The sequence below is a fragment of the Pantoea phytobeneficialis genome, from assembly GCF_009728735.1.
GTDB classification, from domain to species: Bacteria; Pseudomonadota; Gammaproteobacteria; order Enterobacterales; family Enterobacteriaceae; genus Pantoea; species Pantoea phytobeneficialis.
The window spans coordinates 1,755,476-1,774,253 of sequence record NZ_CP024636.1 but is presented as its reverse complement, the minus strand read 5'-3'; the positions used below and the strand labels follow the sequence as shown (position 1 = coordinate 1,774,253).

The 18,778-nt window shown below is 56.2% G+C and carries 21 protein-coding genes; 6 read left to right on the top strand and 15 right to left on the bottom strand.

Annotated features, from left to right (window positions below):
• Positions 1 to 35 precede the first annotated feature (35 nt).
• Positions 36 to 2,135 (top strand): TonB-dependent siderophore receptor, encoded by a 2,100-nt coding sequence (locus CTZ24_RS08275; protein WP_208725277.1) that lies wholly within the window; start codon positions 36 to 38, stop codon positions 2,133 to 2,135.
• Positions 2,136 to 2,177: 42 nt separating this feature from the next.
• On the opposite strand, the gene CTZ24_RS08270 is transcribed toward CTZ24_RS08275, so the two are convergent.
• The 3 genes from CTZ24_RS08270 to CTZ24_RS08260 form a co-directional block, all read right to left on the bottom strand.
• Positions 2,178 to 3,008, bottom strand: coding sequence for an oxidoreductase (locus CTZ24_RS08270; protein WP_208725276.1), 831 nt, complete (start codon positions 3,006 to 3,008; stop codon positions 2,178 to 2,180).
• 139 nt (positions 3,009 to 3,147) lie between these two features.
• Complete coding sequence (locus tag CTZ24_RS08265) at positions 3,148 to 4,143, bottom strand: AraC family transcriptional regulator (protein WP_208725275.1); 996 nt, start codon at positions 4,141 to 4,143, stop codon at positions 3,148 to 3,150.
• Between the two features lie 140 nt (positions 4,144 to 4,283).
• On the bottom strand, positions 4,284 to 4,532 hold the full coding sequence (locus tag CTZ24_RS08260) for a GlsB/YeaQ/YmgE family stress response membrane protein (RefSeq protein WP_021185669.1): 249 nt from the start codon (positions 4,530 to 4,532) through the stop codon (positions 4,284 to 4,286).
• A gap of 183 nt (positions 4,533 to 4,715) precedes the next feature.
• Between CTZ24_RS08260 and CTZ24_RS08255 the strand changes: the two genes are divergently transcribed.
• On the top strand, positions 4,716 to 5,450 hold the full coding sequence (locus tag CTZ24_RS08255) for a flagellar brake protein (protein WP_021185668.1): 735 nt from the start codon (positions 4,716 to 4,718) through the stop codon (positions 5,448 to 5,450).
• A gap of 209 nt (positions 5,451 to 5,659) precedes the next feature.
• On the opposite strand, the gene CTZ24_RS08250 is transcribed toward CTZ24_RS08255, so the two are convergent.
• The 7 genes from CTZ24_RS08250 to CTZ24_RS08220 all read right to left on the bottom strand — a co-directional run bounded on the left by CTZ24_RS08250 (position 5,660) and on the right by CTZ24_RS08220 (position 13,198).
• The gene (locus CTZ24_RS08250; RefSeq protein WP_208725274.1) at positions 5,660 to 7,144 is read right to left on the bottom strand and encodes an FGGY family carbohydrate kinase; all 1,485 of its coding nucleotides are present in this window, start codon (positions 7,142 to 7,144) and stop codon (positions 5,660 to 5,662) included.
• Between the two features lie 2 nt (positions 7,145 to 7,146).
• Positions 7,147 to 8,091, bottom strand: a complete 945-nt coding sequence (locus CTZ24_RS08245; RefSeq protein WP_208725273.1) for a transketolase family protein — start codon at positions 8,089 to 8,091, stop codon at positions 7,147 to 7,149.
• On the bottom strand, positions 8,084 to 8,914 hold the full coding sequence (locus CTZ24_RS08240) for a transketolase (protein ID WP_021185665.1): 831 nt from the start codon (positions 8,912 to 8,914) through the stop codon (positions 8,084 to 8,086). The genes CTZ24_RS08245 and CTZ24_RS08240 overlap by 8 nt, the downstream gene beginning before the upstream one ends.
• A 91-nt stretch (positions 8,915 to 9,005) precedes the next feature.
• Complete coding sequence (locus tag CTZ24_RS08235; protein ID WP_021185664.1) at positions 9,006 to 10,115, bottom strand: ABC transporter permease; 1,110 nt, start codon at positions 10,113 to 10,115, stop codon at positions 9,006 to 9,008.
• Positions 10,115 to 11,632 carry a sugar ABC transporter ATP-binding protein gene (locus CTZ24_RS08230; protein WP_208725520.1) on the bottom strand — a complete coding sequence of 506 codons (1,518 nt, stop codon included), beginning with the start codon at positions 11,630 to 11,632 and terminating at the stop codon, positions 10,115 to 10,117. Before CTZ24_RS08230 ends, CTZ24_RS08235 begins: the two co-directional genes overlap by 1 nt.
• Positions 11,632 to 12,243, bottom strand: a complete 612-nt coding sequence (locus tag CTZ24_RS08225; RefSeq protein WP_208725272.1) for a DUF2291 family protein — start codon at positions 12,241 to 12,243, stop codon at positions 11,632 to 11,634. The genes CTZ24_RS08230 and CTZ24_RS08225 overlap by 1 nt, the downstream gene beginning before the upstream one ends.
• A 13-nt stretch (positions 12,244 to 12,256) precedes the next feature.
• Positions 12,257 to 13,198, bottom strand: coding sequence for a D-ribose ABC transporter substrate-binding protein (locus CTZ24_RS08220; RefSeq protein ID WP_021185661.1), 942 nt, complete (start codon positions 13,196 to 13,198; stop codon positions 12,257 to 12,259).
• Between the two features lie 183 nt (positions 13,199 to 13,381).
• Here CTZ24_RS08220 and CTZ24_RS08215 point away from each other — a divergent pair, with 183 nt between their 5' ends.
• The gene (locus CTZ24_RS08215; RefSeq protein ID WP_021185660.1) at positions 13,382 to 14,332 is read left to right on the top strand and encodes a sugar-binding transcriptional regulator; all 951 of its coding nucleotides are present in this window, start codon (positions 13,382 to 13,384) and stop codon (positions 14,330 to 14,332) included.
• A 39-nt stretch (positions 14,333 to 14,371) separates the two neighbouring features.
• On the opposite strand, the gene emtA is transcribed toward CTZ24_RS08215, so the two are convergent.
• On the bottom strand, positions 14,372 to 15,013 hold the full coding sequence (gene emtA / locus CTZ24_RS08210) for a membrane-bound lytic murein transglycosylase EmtA (protein ID WP_152521912.1): 642 nt from the start codon (positions 15,011 to 15,013) through the stop codon (positions 14,372 to 14,374).
• 150 nt (positions 15,014 to 15,163) lie between these two features.
• Here emtA and ldcA point away from each other — a divergent pair, with 150 nt between their 5' ends.
• Both ldcA and CTZ24_RS08200 read left to right on the top strand, forming a co-directional pair.
• A complete protein-coding gene (ldcA, locus tag CTZ24_RS08205) occupies positions 15,164 to 16,087 on the top strand; it encodes a muramoyltetrapeptide carboxypeptidase (protein WP_208725271.1) in 924 nt (307 codons plus the stop codon).
• Positions 16,088 to 16,111: 24 nt separating this feature from the next.
• The gene (locus CTZ24_RS08200) at positions 16,112 to 16,774 is read left to right on the top strand and encodes an MBL fold metallo-hydrolase (RefSeq protein WP_021185657.1); all 663 of its coding nucleotides are present in this window, start codon (positions 16,112 to 16,114) and stop codon (positions 16,772 to 16,774) included.
• Here the strand turns inward: CTZ24_RS08200 and CTZ24_RS08195 are convergent, their stop codons facing one another.
• The 3 genes from CTZ24_RS08195 to CTZ24_RS08185 form a co-directional block, all read right to left on the bottom strand.
• Positions 16,775 to 17,188: a GNAT family N-acetyltransferase gene (locus CTZ24_RS08195; protein WP_021185656.1), complete on the bottom strand. Its 414-nt coding sequence runs from the start codon at positions 17,186 to 17,188 to the stop codon at positions 16,775 to 16,777.
• Between the two features lie 24 nt (positions 17,189 to 17,212).
• Entirely contained in the window at positions 17,213 to 17,596 is a 384-nt protein-coding gene (locus CTZ24_RS08190; protein ID WP_021185655.1) for a hypothetical protein, read from the bottom strand.
• Positions 17,597 to 17,719: 123 nt separating this feature from the next.
• The gene (locus tag CTZ24_RS08185) at positions 17,720 to 17,944 is read right to left on the bottom strand and encodes a YgdI/YgdR family lipoprotein (protein ID WP_013508714.1); all 225 of its coding nucleotides are present in this window, start codon (positions 17,942 to 17,944) and stop codon (positions 17,720 to 17,722) included.
• Between the two features lie 99 nt (positions 17,945 to 18,043).
• Between CTZ24_RS08185 and CTZ24_RS08180 the strand changes: the two genes are divergently transcribed.
• A complete protein-coding gene (locus CTZ24_RS08180) occupies positions 18,044 to 18,400 on the top strand; it encodes a DUF4186 domain-containing protein (RefSeq protein WP_208725270.1) in 357 nt (118 codons plus the stop codon).
• A 3-nt stretch (positions 18,401 to 18,403) separates the two neighbouring features.
• On the opposite strand, the gene CTZ24_RS08175 is transcribed toward CTZ24_RS08180, so the two are convergent.
• The gene (locus CTZ24_RS08175) at positions 18,404 to 18,586 is read right to left on the bottom strand and encodes a hypothetical protein (RefSeq protein ID WP_036627398.1); all 183 of its coding nucleotides are present in this window, start codon (positions 18,584 to 18,586) and stop codon (positions 18,404 to 18,406) included.
• Positions 18,587 to 18,778: the final 192 nt, after the last annotated feature.

Below are 18,778 nucleotides of genomic sequence, written 5' to 3'. Positions count from 1 at the left end.
ATTTCTATTATCTCATTTCTTTCGAAGGAACTAAGATGACCTGCCTGTTTACCCTCAATCGTTGCCGCGTGCTGTGCGCACTGGCCCTGGCGTTACCCGGCATCAGTTTTGCTGAAGATACGCTGGTGGTCACCGCACAACCGCAGGAGAGCGCCACCTCCCCCACGCAAGGCTATCTGGCGACACGCAGTAGCGGCGCAAGTAAAACCGACCAGCCGCTGATCACCACGCCGCAGTCCATTTCGGTGGTGACGCGCCAGCAGATGGAAGATCAGGGCGCGACCGATCTTAACCAGGCGCTGAATTACACCCCTGGCGTGTTTACCAACTTTGGCGGCGCAGCAACCCGTTACGACACCATCTCGCTGCGTGGCTTCCACGGCGGTGATGTCGATAACACCTTCCTTGATGGCCTGCGCGTCATGAGCGATGGCGGCAGCTTTAATATCCTGCAAGTGGATCCCTGGTTCCTGGATCGCATTGATATTATTAAAGGCCCCTCGTCGGCGTTATATGGCCAGACGGTGCCCGGCGGCCTGGTGAATATGGTGAGTAAACGACCGCAATTCGCTGAAGAGGGACATTTCCGCCTGTCGACCGGTACCAACGCGACCAACAGCGCGGCCTTTGATTACACCAACGCGATTAACGATCAGTGGGCATTTCGCCTGACCGGCATTACCCGCAACAGCGACACGCAATACGACCATACTCGCGAAGAGAAATACGCCATTTCGCCGCAGCTGATGTGGCAACCCAATGACGATACCAGCCTGATCCTGCGCGCTTATCTGCAAAAAGATCCGTCAGGCGGCTATCATGGTTCGGTGCCTGCCGAAGGTACGCTCTACAGTCACAATGGCCGCAAACTGAGCGACAGTTTTTATGAAGGCGATAGCGCGCTTGATCAGTTCAAACGTCATCAGCAGATCTACAGCTACGACTTTTCCCATCGTTTCAATGAAGTGTGGTCAGTGCACTCCACCGGCAGCTACAGCCACTCGAATGTCGATCTGGATCAGGTCTACCAGATTGGCTGGGATGCAACTAACCCGGACCTGCTGACGCGCTATTATTCTGGCGAGCGTTCGTCGCTGTCAGCCTGGGCAACCGATAATCAGTTGCAGGCGGATTTCACCACCGGTGCGGTACAACACCGCGTCACTCTCGGGGCGGAATATCATCGTTATAAGAACGATATTCTCAGCGCCAGCGGCTACGCCAGCTCACTCAATCCGTGGACCGGCGTCGCAGTGGGCAGCATGCCGGACTACGACTGGACAGCTGAGACGCGTCGTTACTATCAAACCGGTTTGTATTTGCAGGATGAACTGCAACTGGACCGCTGGCACCTTGATCTGTCTGGCCGCTATGACCGCATCGTTTCAGAAAATGGCACCAGCCGCCGCCAGGATGATCACGTTAGTGGCCGTGCCGCCCTGCTGTACGCCTTCGATAATGGACTCTCCCCGTATGTCAGCTGGAGCCAGGCCATCACCCCTGCTTCTCTGACCGACCCCTACGGCAACCAGCTAAAACCGACGACCTCTGAACAATACGAGGCCGGCGTGAAGTATCAGCCGGTTGGCACACGCGATATGTATTCGATTGCGGTGTACGACCTGACGCAGAATGATGTTGCCAACCGTGATGTGATTTCCGGCACCTATACGCCATCGGGCAAGGTCCATTCACAGGGTATCGAGCTGGAAGCACGTAACCAGATTACGCCACGCTTCAGCACCATCGCCGGGTATACGCTGAACCATCTGCGCTTTAAAGATTCTGTTGATGGCAACGACGGCCATACTCCGTATGTCACCCCCAACAGCATGGCGTCATTCTGGGGTCATTATCAGTTCGACTACGGTCTGAGTGCCGGAGCTGGCGTGCGGTACATTGGTAAGCAGTGGGCGGATAACGAAAACACCACGCGTTTGCCTTCGGTGACCTTGTTTGATGCGTCATTACGTGCCGATTTGGCCGCGTGGAACAGCAGCCTGAAAGGTGCATGGTTGCAGGTCAGTGGTAATAACCTGACCGATCGTAAATATCTCGCCGCCTGCTATGGCACCGGTTATTGCTACCGCGGCGCGGAACGCACCGTGACAGCGACCATCGGGTACGATTTCTGATGCCCCGACCGCATCTGCTGAAATCATCAGATGCGGTCTGAATCAGCGCGATACCCCGGTTGCCAGACGCATTAAGCGGTCAAACGCACGGTCAGATAACCAGCGACGCAGGAAGAGCAACGGTCTGGCACCGAAACCGACGGCGTAGCGCGTTTTGGGGCGGCGTGCCTTTACCGCTCTGGCAATGGTGTCGGCGATCAGCGTTGGCGGAGACAGACGTTTACGGCCCGCCTCCCCACCCATCGATTCGGCCATCGACTTCGCCTGCCCGGCATAAGCTCCCTGGCCAGAAACCTCGCGCAACTTGTCGGCGGCAATATCGGCCCACTCAGTGCGAATTCCCCCCGGTTCAACCACCACTACGTCGATGCCGAAAGGTTGCACTTCCATGCGCAGACAGTCGCTGATGGCCTCCAGTGCGAACTTGGTGCCATGATACCAGGCACCGAGTGGCGTATGGAGTTTGCCCCCCATAGAACTGATATTCACGATGGTGCCCGATCGCTGCGCCCGCATGTACGGCAGCACCAACTGACATAAGCGCGCGGCACCGAACACATTGACCTCAAATTGCACGCGCGCCTCGTCCAACGGCACATCTTCCACCGCGCCGTACGAGCCATAACCGGCATTATTCACCAACACGTCAATACGTCCTGACCTGGCGATGATCCGGGCGATACCCGCCTGCATCGATGCATCATCGGTCACATCCATTGCCAGGACATGAACACCGCTATCGGCCAGATTTTGCATCCGTTCAACACGGCGCGCGGCAGCATATACCGTGAAACCCAGGGCTTTGAGACGATGCGCGGTCGCTGCACCAATACCGGAAGAAGCGCCTGTGACGAGAGCAACTTTGGTGGTCATAACAGATTTCCTTAAACGAAAACGCAAGAGCCAAGCGGCCAGGATTAGCCACTTTGTTAGCGGGAGAGTGTAGGTAATGGGTGAAGGCATTTCTCTGGCGAAAAGCGCCAGATTGCTTGCAAAAAGCGCCAGGCTTTACTCAACGCATCGCACTACGGACACCATCAGGCGTCTGCCCGGTCCAGCCGTGGAATGCACGGTAAAAAGAGTTGGGATCTTCAAAGCCGAGTAGAAAAGCGATCTCTTCACTGGAGAGGGTGGTGTTGCTGAGATAATGACGAGCGAGGCTTTCGCGGGTCATATTCACCAGCGCACGAAAACTCTCGCCTTCTGTCTCAAGGCGGCGCTGCAAGGTCCGCGCACTGATACACAGACGCGCAGCGACATTATCAATGGTGGCCGTATTGCCAGGTAACAGTTCCAGCAGCACAGCGCGCACTCGCTCGGTCGCCGTGGCCGTCATATCGAGCTCACTCAATCGACGGCGCAAATCCGGCTCGAATACCCGCCACATGCCGTCATTGACGGTCAGAAAAGGACGTAACGCATCTTCCGCAGCAAAGGCAATGGTGGGGTGTTTGCCCTGCTGCACCGCAGTGCCAAAGAAGTGCTCGAAACCGCGGATGTTATGGCCTGACGGGAGGACCACCCGCAACGCCCGGACCGGTTCACGCGTCGCCAGCCGAACTAATCTCAGGAAAAAGGCGATCTCAGCCACTTGCAGTGAGTCCGGGACCTCAGCGGGTAACTCAAGCCAACGTGGCGCTACCGTCAACTCACCCTGCTGACCGACCTCCACCGTCAGGCTCATTGGTGCTACCAGCTGCTTATATTTTGCGAGGCGCTGAACCGCCTGCATCAGATTGGCGCTACACAGGGCCGCAAACAGCGGCGGGTTGAAAGATTCGGCGGATACCGCAGCCACTATGCGCAGTGGAAACAGCTCGTCACCAGCTTCCGCCGCCATCGCACGCCAGAAGCGAAAATATTCATCGGACGTCAGCCCGCGATCCTGATGGGAAAACCTGTCTTCCGGCAGTCCCGCACGGCGCAGCACATGGTGAGCGGAAATCCCCATGTCCCTGAGCAGCGGTTGCCACCCGATATCCAGCGCAAAAGTTTGGTTACGTTTCATTTTTTCAGTATAACGCTGCCAGAGAGACGCTGGCTGGCAAAATACGCCAACTTACCTGCCAAGTGCGCCAGCAACATGCGTGGAATGTAAAAAACCCGCCATCTGCTGCCAGATGACGGGTTTCAGGGAAACCGGATGGGTTAACTGCGCACTTTACGATAAATCCACAGCACCACAATGGCACCAATCACCGCCACCACGAAGCTGCCGAAGTTGAATCCGTCCACCTTACCAAAGCCAAACAGGGTACTGATCCAGCCACCAACCACCGCACCCACTACGCCGAGAACCACGGTCATAATGAATCCGCCACCGTCTTTACCCGGCATAATCCATTTAGCGACAATCCCGGCGATCAGACCAAAAATAATCCATGAAAGAATACCCATTTGTTGCTCCTTACTTTATTAATCAAGGTGTTCACAGCGCTAAGTATAGACGGAATATTTTGAGCTGCTGCACAAACGCAACGGGAAATAATAGTTAGCAGGCTAAAGCTTTTTTATCATGTACCGATAACTGACGGAAAGCCGCGCACGCGTGATAGTAACGATCGGATAGTGGAGCAGGACGTGAGAGAAGCCGATAAAGAACAATATATTAAACGAGGTACATTGGCCGTTCTGAATGTAATGAAGGACCTGTTACGTTTCCAGACCCCGCTAATGGTGAACTTCTCGCGCGGACAATTTATCAGCCGCATGCTGGCGGCCGATGAAGATCAGGTGATCTTCGATCTGGGTAGCCATAGCCAGGATAATGAGATGGCTTTGCGGAGTGGTGAAGTCAACATCGCCGCTGAGACTCAGGGGGCAAAAGTCGAGTTCAGTCTGAGCAGTTTGCAGAAGGTGGACTACGAGGGGTTGCCTGCCTTTGCCGCTGCCCTGCCGGAGCTGGTGTGGCAAATTCAACGCCGTGAATTCTTCCGTGTTAACGCGCCGATGGAGCCTGTCTTCTGGTGCCACAGTGAATGGCCGGATGGTAACAAAGCACGCTTTCGCTTGCAGGATCTGTCACTGGGTGGCATTGGGGTGCTGGTGGATGAAAAACTGCCGGAAGATTTAAACAGCGGCGACACCTTTAAGAAACTGCGCGTCGAACTGGGCGAATATGGTCAGTTTGAGGTGACGGCACAACTGCTGCACATCGGTGAGCGCAGCACCATTACCAGTAAGAATGAAACCCGCGTGACACCCCGGCTAAGCTTCCGTTTTACCGCCATTGAGCCAGTGCAGGAGCGCCAGCTACAGCAGGTGATTTTTGCGCTGGAGCGCCTGGCGCGTGATAAGGCGAGTCGGTTTCAGTAGTATTGCATTGGCTGCTTTCCCCCTCACCCTAACCCTCTCCCGCCAGCGGGAGAGGGAACTGATCGAGCACAATTTCCACAAGCGAGAGAGGGAACTGATCGAGCACATTTTCCGTTAGCGGGAGAAGGGAACAGTTCGGGCAGATTGCACGTCTCCCTCTCCCGCTGGCGGGAGAGGGCTGGGGTGAGGGCTCAGGCCGCACCTTCCAGTCAAGGCTGGTAACGACAGCGTGCCACGGCTGCCAGCCATCCCTGATAATTTTCCTGCATGCTTTGCGCCTGCTCCTGTCGTGGATAGATCACGCTTCCCCCCTGTAACGCCGCCATGTCACTGCCCTGCTGCCACCAGCCCAGCGTGCGTCCGGCCAGCAACGCGGCTCCCAGCGCTGAGACTTCGGGAGTGGGTACGCGGCGCAACGGGCGTTGCAACACATCGGCCTGCAACTGCATCAGCCAGCTATTTTCCGTGGCGCTACCGTCAACGCACAGGGCCGGAAGCTGCACGCCACTCGCCTGCTGCATGGCAAAAAACACATCGGCAATCTGAAAGGTAATGGATTCGAGCGCCACGCGTGCCAGCACCGCCGGGGTTGCCGCATCGGTCAAACCGCACAGCATGCCGCGCGCTTGCAGATCCCACCAGGGCGCGCCGAGGCCGGAGAGCGCCGGGACAAAATAGATACCCTGGTTGCTCGCAGTGCTTTGCGCCTGTCTGGTCAACTCACGCGGGTCGCTGATGCCAATCATCCGTCCCAGCCAGGCTGCCCCCGAGCCGGTATGGGTGATGTTGCCCTCAAAGGCAAAGCGTAAAGCGCCATCATGCCACGCCACCGTGGTGCTCAGGCCATTTTCGGTCAGTAACGGTGTCGCCATCGACATCATCAACGAGGAGCCGGTGCCGTAGGTGGCTTTCACCACTTCCTCGCTACCGCTACGCTGTGCCTGAAGCGCGGCGTGGGAATCACCGATGCGTGCCAGCAGCGGCGTGCCGGGTGGCAAACCGGGGATATCCTCAATCGCCACTTCCCCCTGCGCACTGGCCGACGGCACGATGACCGGCAGCGCCGCGCGGGGAATGTGAAATAGCGCCAACAATTCATCATCCCAGTCGCCACTGTGCAGGCTATACAACTGGGTGCGCGCGGCGTTGGCATGATCGGTGACGAAACATTTGCCGCCCGTAAGCTGCCAACTGAGCCAACTGTCGACCGTACCAATACACAACTCCCCCGCCTGCGCACGCGCCAGACCATCCGGCAAGGTCGCCAGCATACCGGTCAGCTTGGCCGCGGGAAACATCGGGTCCACCGCCAGCCCGGTCAGGCCGGTGATACGCGGTGCTTTTCCCGCCTGGCGTAAGTCACGACAGAACGATTCGGAACGGCGATCCTGCCAGCTCACCAACGGGGTTAAGGGTTGCCCATCGCGCCGTTGCCAGATCAACACCGATTCACGCTGGTTGCTGATCGCCACCGCCTCCACAGGCTCGCCGTGGCACTGCGCAAGGCAGTCGCTTACCGCCTGTTTCACCGCCTGCCAGATGGCTAAAGGGTCCTGCTCCGCCAGGCCAGGCTGAGGATGGTTGAGTGCCAGCGGCTGACTGCCGCGCGCCACCACCGCGCCACTGCGATCCACGGCGATCGCCTTGGCGTTGGTGGTGCCCTCATCGATCGCCAGAATTAACGGACCTGCCATGTTTACTCTCCTGTGCAGATACGCAGCGCATTTTTCACCACGCTGGCCGCATCGATGCTATGTCGCGCACGGGTTGAGGCACGGTCGCCCGCAATCGCGTATTGCCCATCGGGAATGCCGAGCCGCAATAACGGAATGCCACATCCCCCTTCCGCCAGCACCTCAGCCACCAGACTACCGACGCCACCATTGACGTTGTGCTCCTCAACGGTAATCACCGCAGGATAGTGATTTAACAGTTCGCGCAGTTGTTGGGTATCACAAGGGCGAATCGATGGAATGGCGATCACACCTGCGTCGATTCCCTGGCTTTGCAGTTGCTCAGCCGCATCGACAATCTCATGCACCGTCGACCCCATCGCCACCAGCGCAATCTCTTTTCCGCTGCGCAAGACATCGATATTGCCGGGACGGAACTGGTAGCTGTCATCGTGCAGCTGGCGCAAGTCCTTGCCGTCCAGACGGATGTACACCGGTCCAACATGATCCAGCGCGTAGTCGATTATCTGACGACACTCCAGCGGGCAGGATGGCGCATAAATTTCGATGTTGCCGAAACCACGCATAATCGCGATGTCATCAATGCTGTGGTGGGTACTGGCGAGCGGGCCGTAGCTGGTACCGGCATTCAGACCAAACAATTTGACGTTGGTGTTGTTGTAACAAACATCGACTTTCACCTGTTCATTGGCGCGTGAAATCAAGAAGGGTGCGGCGTTGCAGGTCACCGCTACTTTGCCACCAATCGCCAGCCCGGCCGCGGTGCCAACCAGCGTCTGTTCGGCGATGCCGACGTTGACCAGCCGATCCGGAAACGCCTTGATAAAGGGGGCGATTTTGGCGGTGGAGGTCGAATCCGCCACCACCGGCACCAGATCAATACCGCGATTGACCGCATCGATAAAAGCATTGACCATGACATTGGCCAGGTGTTGTGCGTTACTCATCTTTCAACTCCTCCAGCGCCTGAGCGATCTCTTCTCCCTTCGGTACCCGGTGATGCCACTCAGCTTTGCTTTGAATAAACGAGATACCAAAGCCTTTCTCGGTATCGGCCACCACCACCTGCGGTTTGCCGTTACGCGGCAGGTTTTCCAACGTTGTCACCACTGCCGCCATATCGTTGCCATTACATTCCGTGACCTCTAAACCAAACGCGCGCCATTTCTCAGGGAGCGGATCGGTATTCATAATGTCGCGGGTATGCCCTGCCAGCTGTAACTTGTTCTTATCGTTGATGATCACCAGGTTATCGAGGCCATAATGGGCCGCAACCAGCGCCGCTTCCCAGTTGCTGCCCTCTGCCAGCTCACCATCGCCGGTCACCACATACACCATTCTGTTGCTGCCATCTTTTTTCGCGGCCAGCGCGATGCCCACCGCCACCGGCAATCCGTGGCCGAGTGCGCCGGTATTCAGCTCCACGCCCGGCGTTTTTTGTCGCACCGGATGACCCGGCAGATGGGAGTCGGAATGTTGATAGCTGGGGAGCCAGTCCGTCGGGAAATAACCGGCTTCAGCCAGCACGCAGTAATAGCCACCCACCGCATGGCCTTTTGACTGGATATACATATCGCGTTGCGGATCGTTGATGCGGTCCGGCGCGCAGTTGAGAATGCGAAAATAGAGCGCCGTCAGGATTTCGACCTGCGACAAATCGGCCCCGGTGTGTCCACCCGCCGGGCTACCAGCGTTGAGCTGGATGATGCGACGACGCACCGCGCGCGCTTTGGCGGTCAGCTCGTCCACAGAGTATTTGAAAGGATTCATGGTTACCTCTGAATTTTAAATCGTTACTGAATATATATTCCTGCATAGCAAAAAAAGGGGGACAGACAAATGCCGTCTGCGCCCCAACCGATTAAAGCTTCGTTCCGCTGCCTCCCTCTTCAATCAGCGCTTTCTGGGCCACCACGGCGGCCTTTTGCTGCATCCGGCTCTGCATCTGGTCGATGATTACTGCGACGATAATGACGATACCTTTGATCACCATCTGCCAGAACTCGCTGACCCCCATCATGATTAAGCCGTCGGCGAGAAAGCCGATGACAAAGGCCCCCACCAGCGTGCCGAGGATGGTACCGCGTCCTCCTGCCAGTGAAGTGCCGCCGAGCACCACCGCCGCGATGGCGTTCATTTCAAAGGAGGTACCGTTGGCCGGATGGCTGGCAACCAACTGCGAGGACACCACAATCCCGGCAATCGCTGCACAGAACCCGGACAAGGTATACACCCAGATTTTTACCTGCCTGACCTTCACCCCGGAGAGTTCTGCGGCACGTTCGTTATCGCCAATGGCATATACCTGGCGGCCAAAGGGCAGCCGTCGCGCAATGTAAGCAATCACCAACGCCAGCACGATCATCATCCAGATAGCCCAGGGCAAACCGAGAAAATAACCGGCACCGATTTTGTCAAAGCCGGTGTTGCCGAGCAGTGGATTCCCTTGAAGCCCAGGGAAGGTTTCACCTCCGGACGTCAGCATCGCCGCGCCTCGCAGGATGTACATGGTGCCGAGGGTGCAGATAAAAGGCGCAACGTTGTAACGCGTGATAATCCAGCCATTTGCCGCGCCGATTAACGCGCCGACCAGCAGCACCAGCGGCACAATCACCCACACGCTGGGGAAAATGGCGATGCCGAACATTGGCAACACAATCCCTTTGGTGATCAACCAGCCCGCGATCATGCCGCACAGGCCCAGCGTGGCACCGATGGAGAGGTCAATACCGGCGGTAATGATGACAAAGGTGATACCCAGCGCCAGGAAGGCGTTGATCGCGATATGCTTCACCATAATCACCATGCTGCCGAGCGAGAGAAAATCCGGCACCGTGGCCGAAAAGAACCCGACAATCAAAAACAATGCGATAAAGGTGCGCAGTTTTAACAACAGCAGGATCAGGCCTTCACGAGAGGTAACGGCTTTTGCGGGTTGCGCGGCGAATGCCACGGCACTGTTGCTTTTCATCACGAGAACCCCTGTGCACTTGCTTTAACCAGCGCCGCTTCTTCCGCTTCTGCACGCGGAAGGTCGGCCGTAAGTTTGCCGCCGGACATCACCAGAATACGGTCAGCCACCGCCATGATCTCTTTCAGGTCGGAGGTGGAGAACAGCACCGCAATACCCTGCTCCGACAGCCGTACCATCATGCGGAACACCTCCGCTTTAGCCCCGACATCAATGCCGCGACTCGGCTCGTCCAGCAGCAGCAGGCGCGGATTGGTCAGCAACGAACGGCCAATCACCACTTTTTGCTGATTGCCCCCGCTCAGCGCGCTGATGGCGACATCCGGTGACGACACCTTGATCGCCAGGTTGCCGACGGTACTGGTTACCGCTTCCCGCTCGGCCTGCTGCGCAATCACCATGCGATGTGACAGACGACGCCACAGGCTGGCGATGGTCAGGTTGCTCGCCACCGACGAGATGGGAAAGATGCCCGCGCGTTTGCGATCTTCCGGCACCAGACTCATCCCCATGCGGATGCGTTCAGCGGTAGGCAATCGCGTGGGTAGCGGTTTGCTGTCGAGCCACAATTTGCCGAGATAGTTGCGCTGGCTGCCGAGCAGGCATTCAAACAATTCGGTGCGACCGGCGCCCATCAGGCCATAAATGCCGACAATTTCCCCGGCACGCACCTGGAAGCTGACATCATCCACCAGCGTATTGCCGTTCGGGCTGACGCAGGTGATGTGCTCCGCTTCCAGCACTGCCGCACCGAATTGCCGATGTGCGGGGAGGAAATTGCTGACCGGTTCACTACCCAGCATTTCACGCACAATCCACGGCACATCGATATCGCTGACCTGCGCTTCGGCCTGAAAGCGTCCATCACGCAGAATGGTGATCACATCACCAATCGCCATTAACTCCTCCAGTCGATGCGAGATATAGATAATGGAGACGCCCTGACGCGTCAGTTCGCGAATCACCCGGAACAGGATTTCCACCTCGGTTTTACTCAGCGCCGAGGTCGGTTCGTCGAGGATCAAAATATCGGCATCTTCCGCCAGCGCTTTGGCGATCTCCACCAACTGCTGCTGACCCACCTTGAGATTGCCCACTTTCTCCTGTGGCGCGATGGGTTGATCGAGGCGCTGCATCAACGCGGCGGTGCGTCGCGCCTGTTCAGCCTCATTGATCGGACGGATACCCCGCTGAATCTCGCGGCCGAGAAAAATGTTCTCAGCCACGCTGAGGTTTTCAAACAGGTTCAGCTCCTGATGCACCATGCCGATACCGTGACGGGCCGCATCGCGGGTACTGTGGAACACCACCTTCTGGCCATTAAGAAACATTTCGCCGCTGGTCGGTTGCTGCACGCCCGCGAGAATTTTCATCAGCGTCGATTTACCGGCGCCGTTCTCGCCGATGATGACGTTGACCTTGCCACGCCAGACGCGATAATCCACGCGGTCCAGCGCCAGGGTACCGGGAAACAGCATCGACATATGATTCGCTTGCAGGATAATTTCGTCGCTCATCATCCATTCCCCTGTTGCAGCTGGATCGCCACCACTTCATCGACCGTGCCCGGCCCCATCGTCACCGCCAGCAACATCTGCACCGGTTTGCCTTGCCAGCTACTGTCCACCGTGGGCAGTTGTTTCACCGCATGACGGTTTAACGCTTTGGTCAGCTGTGCGTACTGCACCTGATTGGTGAACTCCTCAAAGCGGAAACCGGCGGCATCACGGATGGCGTTGCTACGCAACACCGGGCCAATCAGCACCTTGACCGGTTTGCCGTTGACGGTGACAGTCAGCACACGCTCACGATCGTTACTGCTATCCAGTGCCGTCACGGTGCCGCCCGCGCGCACAAACACGCTTTCGCTGGTGCCCGCTTTCAGCGTATGGCTTTTGGTTTCCATATCGCCCCAGCTGAGCGCCTGTTTTTCTGCGGGCTGTGCCACCCGACTTTGCCAGCTCTCCTCGGCGATCTGCTGCGGCGTCTGATTGGTATAGCCGGGTTTGGCGTGGGGATCTTTCGGCATGATGGGATTGCCGTTTGCGTCGAGATCCACCACCGTGCACGCCGTCAGCATCAACGCCAGTGCCGCCATGATGATTACGCCTGTCGCTCTGCCCTTCATGCCGTACTCCCGCTTACTGCGCCAGACGGAAGTTTTTCAGCTTCGCGGCATTGCTGTCGTCGATCAGCACGCAATCCATCAGCTGTTTCTCTTCTTTCTGCGCTTTGCCGTGCGTCAGGTAATAATCCGCCTGCTCCACCGCCATTTGTGCCTGATCCCAGCCCGGCTGGAGCACCGTGGCTTTGATATTGCCTTTATTCAGGATCGAGTCGCGGGTGTAATCGCTACCGTCAAAACCCACCACAATGACGTTGGTTTTACCTGCGGCTTTCAACGCCGCTTCAGCGCCAAGCGCCATCGTGTCGTTACCGGAGATCACGCCGACGATATTCGGGTTCTTCTGCAAAATGGTTTCCATGCGGCTGAAGGCTTCCGTCTGGCTCCAGTTGGCACTCTGCTGCGCCACCATCTTCATGTCGCCGTAGTCATCCAGCACATCGTGGTAGCCCTGTGAACGCACACCCGCGTTGGTGTCAGATTCTTTGCCCAGCAGCTCAACGTAATCCCCTTTTCCGCCCAGCAGCTTGGCGAACTTCTGCGCACCGAGTTGAGCACCCTGATAGTTGTTGGAGACGATTTGCGCCACCGCCACGCCGGTCTTGTTAATTTCGCGGTCAATCAGGAACGTGGGGATACCAGCATCTTTAGCCTTCTGTACCGGCCCTACCGTGGCATCCGCCCCGGCGTTGTCGAGGATGATCGCTTTGGCTTTGCGCGCGATGGCGGTTTCAATCAACTGGTTTTGTTTGTTGACGTCATCATCGTGCGAGGCCACCAACGTGGTGTAGCCCAGCGCTTTTGCCTTTGCCTGCGCACCATCGGCTTCGGCTTTAAAAAAGGGGTTATCGTGTGACGGGGTAATAATGGCCAGCAGGCCCTTATCTGCCGCCTGTGAGGCCGCAGATAACGTCAGGAGTGAAGCCAGCAGGGTAACTTTGACGAGGGATGCTTTCATTGGTTTTTCTCCGCTTGAATATATATTCAAATGCGATTTTATATGCATAATGACTATGCACCCCAACGAGGATGCCGTCCAATGCCGGATCCTGAAAAAGCGAAAACGATCACAAATTGTTCAGCGTTGTTATTTATGACCGGCTGATTAACAATACCAGGCAGATTTGGAGAGGGATAAATCATGGCAAAACAGGATGAACAGCGGCTGATGGTGAAGATTGCTACCCTTTATTATGTTGAAGGGTTGAAGCAATCGGATATCGCACAGCTACTGAAATTGTCGCAATCCTTTGTTTCACGCATTCTCAATCGCAGCGTAAAGGAAGGCGTAGTAAAGATTAGCGTGGTCCCGCCCGCGAATGTGTTTCCCGAGCTGGAGAAAGCCATCGAGCAGACTTACCAGCTTCCGCAGGCGATCGTCGTCGATGTGCCGGAGCAGGCTTCCGCCTTACAGATTAAACAGGCGATTGGCTCGGCTGCTGCGCACTATCTGGAAACGCGTTTACGTGCCGATGAGTTGATCGGCATCTCCTCTTGGAGCGGGACGATCCGGGCAATGGTGGATGCACTGCATCCGCTTAACGCGCCCTGTCGCGGGGTGATTCAGTTACTCGGCGGTGTCGGCACCAACGGCAATGTTCAGGCTACCATCCTGACACAGAACCTCGCGGCGCTGTTAAATTGCCCGGCATGGCTGCTGCCATCACAATCGATTGAACATTCGGTGCAGGACCGTCAGCGCTTGTCGGTGAATCCCGATGTTGCCGTGGTGCTGGAGAAATTCGAGCAGGTGGATCTGGCGATTGTCGGCATTGGCGATCTGGAGCCTTCCGCGCTGTTGCGTAATTCCGGCAACTACTACGATGAAGAGATGTTACGCACCCTCGCCCAACGTGGCGCGGTGGGTGATATCTGTCTGCATTACTTTGACGCTGATGGGCAGCCCGTCCTGAACACCGCTGAAGATCCGGTGATTGGTATGGAGCTGGCACAGGTGAAAAATTGCCCGCAGGTGGTAGCACTGGCGGGTGGCAAGGAGAAAGCTCAGGCTATTCGTGGTGCGTTGCGCGGGGGCTATGTGAAGGTGCTGATTGTGGATTATCCCACCGCAAGGTTGTTGGTGGAGGGGTAAGTCAACCGTAGCGGCGCGATAAATCACGCCGCTACGGGATTAACTGATGGTGCGATACGCGGTGGTGACTTTCCACAAATAGCGCGGCGCCTGGGCTGCCGGATGTTTGTTCTGTACGTGCTGATAGAACTCGTCCGGCGTCATCGCATTGATCATTGCAATGGCACGATCGCGGTCGCGTGAGAAGGTTCGCAGCAGCGCGCCGGCACCGTTAGCATAGGAAACAATAGTGGCGTAACGCAGAGTCAGTGGATCACGAATACCTGCCAATTCCGATTCCTGCAAAATACGGATATAGGCCGCGCCAATATCGATGTTTTTTGCCGGGTCGCGTAACTCGGATGAAGTGGGCTGACCACGACGGCCCTGGGCGCGATACACCGCACGGCCCGCCGTTGAGGCTTTGATCTGCATCAGTCCGACCGCATTTGATCGGCTGATCACGCTGGGGTTACCCCCTGATTCGACACTAATAATGGCGCTGATAAGCTTTTCATCAACGCCATAATGACTGGCGGCATCTTCAGTAAACATTGACCAGGCGTCATTGAGTTTTGACGGTGGAGCCTGGGTTAAAGGTGTATTCTTCTCTGGTGTTACCACGGTCTGCGGTTCGCTGGCACAGCCCGCCAGCAATAACGCAGAGAGCATAAGTAGTCGGATTTTCACTGAATGTTGGATTCCGCAATAGATTCGGCGCAACCTATCATACCTGGCTTGCCGCAGGGTAAAATTACCGTTTGTCCTAAATTCGTAAAAAAACTTGCCAGGTCGTGACTTCCGTAACGCATTTCGTCATCATCGGCAAGCCAACCCACACAGGATGAGAATATGGTTGCCCCCCGTTCGATACGTCTGATCGCCCCTTCCGGTTATTGCCACAATCAGGATGCTGCCCAACGCGCCGTGACACGTTTACAGGCAGAAGGCCACCATATCGACAATCAAATCGCCATCGCCCGTCGCTTTCAGCGTTTTGCCGGAAGCGATCAGCAGCGGCTGGATGACGTCAATCAACTGGCCTCACTCAGCACCTTGCCGGACATCGTGCTGGCGGTACGTGGCGGCTATGGCGCATCGCGTTTGCTGGATAATGTCGATTATGTGGGTCTACAGCGCCAGTTGCTGAATCAGCCGGTCGCCTTGTGCGGCCACAGTGACTTTACCGCGCTGCAACTGGCACTGCTGACGCAAACCGGGTTGATCACCTTCAGTGGGCCGATGCTGGCTGGTAATTTCGGCGCAGAGACATTATCTGATTTTACCGTTTCGCACTTTTGGCAAGCGCTGACTTCACCTACAGTCAAGTTACACTGGCGCAGCAGCAGCCCGGATGAAGGCCGCTGGCAGGGCACCTTGTGGGGCGGTAATCTGGCAATGATCTGTTCGCTGATTGGCACCCCCTGGCTGCCACAGATTGAAGACGGCATTCTGGTGATCGAGGATGTTAACGAACATCCGTTCCGCATTGAACGCATGCTGATTCAGCTGCATCAAAGCGGCATTCTGGCACGGCAAAAAGCCATCGTGACCGGCAGCTTCACCAGTACCACCCTGTCGGATTACGACAATGGTTTCAATTTCGAGAGCGTCTGGCAACGCGTGCGGGATGAGTATCAACTGCCGGTGATCAGCGATTTGGCCTTTGGTCACGGCGCTGACACCGTTACGCTTCCCCTCGGCGCTAGCACCAGTTTGCAGATTCAGCACGGAGAAGCCCAGTTCGCCTTTACCGGCCACCCGACATTGCGCTAACGGCATTGCCGCAGGAGACCGACATTGAAGCCGCTTTACGAGGACTTGTGGATCTCCACACCCGAATTTCCCGCAGACAATGCGGAAAGTGACCTGATGATGCATGGGTTTATGTTGCGCCATCCGCGCGGCAACCTGTTGATTGGTCGGGTCGAAAACCAGCTCGATCATGAGGTGCTGGCCGATGTGGGTGGCGTGATTCGTCATTATCTTACCCACTGGCATGAGGCTGCTCCCGGCGCGCTGATGATTCAGCAGCGCTTTAACAGCGCGTTATATTGCCACAACCGGGCGCTCGGTCCGGTCAGCCTGATCATTGAGCCGGATGATACCTTCAGCCAGCAGGAGGTCCACTTTGGTGATTTCCATCTGCTTCCTACCCCAGGACATACCCCAGGCAGCAGCAGCTACCTTTATCATTCGCCGCTGGGTCGCACCTATCTGTTTGTTGGCGATACGCTGACGCGCGAACATAATCGCTGGATTAGCGTTCTGGTACCGGAAAGCAATCCGGCTGAATTATTACAATCACTCGATCTCTACCGTTCATTACGCCCGGATGTGGTGCTGATGAGCACCACCCGCGGCCATCTGTCATGGCAGAAAATGACGCTGAAAAGTTGGTTAGCGGCGATCGACGAAGCAGAACAGGCACCGCTGGATTTACGCCAGCGGCCGCCTGGTTAATCAGAGGGTTTTGCTGAGATAGTGGCGCTGATGATGCCGTGGATAGTTATCCAGGCTAAAGCGTAAGGTGTAACCGAGCTTTTCGTAGAAGGGTCGTGCCTGGAAGCTGGCCGTATCCACCTGAGCATAACAGCAGCCGCGCGCGCGCGCCTCTTCTTCCGCAGCGCCTATCAGTTTGCTGCCCACTCCCTGCCCGCGCAGCGCGTCACTGACCCATAGCATATCAATACGCAACCAGTTGCCACTGGTGGATCCGGTCAGTCCCGCCAGTTTTTTCCCGTCGGTATCGGTAACAAACACGCCAATCGATTTGATTTCATCGACATTGATAAAGCGGCTGTTAAACGCATTCAGCCCGAGGCGAACCTCATCGAGATCCTGATGAGTGACGCTTTCCGTGACCTTAAGTTGCATAGTCGACTCCTTGTGGCAGCAATGTTATGAAGGCGGATGCTGGTTATCGTCGTAACGCTCCAGCGAGAGGATATCAATATCGCGCTTTTCCGTGCGATTGCAGGGCACCAGCTTATCGCTGTCAGCATAAACGAAAAAGGTATCACCATTGTTTTTATTCACCATTAACTGGTCACCATTACGGAAACGGGTAATCGCCACCGGATCACCGTCCTGCAAATGGGTACGTTGCTGACCCGCAGCAATCTGGAAATGGTGTGTCGGCCACATTAGCATGCTGAGGCCATACTCGGCGCGCGAGACGGTCATGGTTGGGCGGCCCGGGCAGGCGATCTGGAATTCGCTTTCACTCCAGGCGGGCGCAATCTGGCACGCCAGCAAACCTGCGACAATAGCTATCGCCTTCATTGGATTCTCCGCTGAGGTTAGGTAATGATTTCATTAGGGTTTTGCAGAGGGTATCACAAAATAAAAGCGTGCGGCGCAGGATGGCCCGCTAAAGGCGGGCCGCAAGGTTCTGGCGAGGAAAAATCAATTATCGACTGAAGACATGTCTTTGATCTGGCTTTGATTTATCTGCTGCTCCTTACCGTAGATATCTTTGTAAGTAATCATGCCAGTATCTTTATCAACCACCGGTTTACCCTCGGTGACAATGGTTTGACCATCATTGGTGTGCATCACATGGTCAGATGCGCAACCGGCCAGCAGCAGGCCCAGACTAAAAGTACCAATCAGAAACAGTGTTTTTTTCATCTCATCCTCCTTTTGGACTCAGGGTCAGGTTTAGCACAGGTAACAGGAAACTGAACCAGGATAAGGACTAATGCGCTATGATCGCGCCAGGAGGACGTTATGAGAGATGAAAACGCGCTCTTTGCTCGCCTGGCACAATCGACCTTTCGCAGTCGCTTTCACCTGGGGCCAAAGGAGCGGCAGTATTGCCTGGATAAAGGGCCGGAGATAATCGGCCAGCATGCGGCGGATTTTATTGCGCGTCGCCTGGCGGATGCTGAGCCACAAAACGACGGGAAACAGACGCCAATGCGAGGTCATCCGGTGTTTATCGCCCAACACGCGACCGCAACCTGCTGTCGAGGGTGTTTGGCAAAATGGCATGGTATTGCGGCACATCAGCCGCTATCGACAGACCAGCAGCAATACATCGTACGCATTATCCACCGCTGGTTGTCAGGAGAAATGAATCGCTAAGGACTACTCTTCGGCGGCCACTTCAGCCGCCACTAACATCAACGCCAGACCGGCATCATCAGGATTAAATTGTTGCATGGTTGCGCGAATTGCCGCGACACAGTTCATCACCTGCTGCTTTTGTTCAGCTTCAAGCTTATCAATCGCATGCTGAAGAATCATTAGACTGGCTTGTTCTTCTCTCATTCATTCCCCCCGGTTAGGCTGGTCCATCGCGCAAGAGTGGCAAGAATAACGTTTATCTGCTAGCAAAGTCACCCCCTTAACATTCTCATCGCTTAACGATTACGCAAATAGCAAATGGGAAGCGGCGCCAGACCTGCTATGATCAGCATATCGTGGTCATTCAAGAGAGTTTTCGTGCCACGGCAAACCAGG